Consider the following 283-nt stretch of genomic DNA (forward strand, 5'->3'; position numbering starts at 1 on the left):
AAAGATATCTGCGTGCATAGGTGATAGCAGAGCCACCCGCTTGTATGTTTGATTTACATCCTTTCGTATCATGAGGAAATTTTCCTTCTGTTGCTATTTTATTTCCAGACGGATGCGTCAAAGTCATTTCTACGCTTATGCTGTCTGAACTCTGTTCCTTGATACGAGAAAACAAAGCAAAGTGGTATTTTGAAAGGGTCTCCTTGATGGCATCAATGTACTGATCAAGCGTAGCATATTGGCTATTGGTATGGGTATTTGTAGCGTTTTTTTGTATTTTTTG

The 283-nt window shown here is 38.9% G+C and carries 1 protein-coding gene; it reads right to left on the bottom strand.

The window, feature by feature from the left end; genetic code table 11:
• A partial coding sequence (locus ACFINZ_RS10345; protein ID WP_375701467.1) for an ERF family protein occupies positions 1–283 on the bottom strand: 283 nt, incomplete at both ends.

This window comes from Bartonella sp. AA81SXKL (genome assembly GCF_042196945.1).
GTDB lineage: Bacteria > Pseudomonadota > Alphaproteobacteria > Rhizobiales > Rhizobiaceae > Bartonella.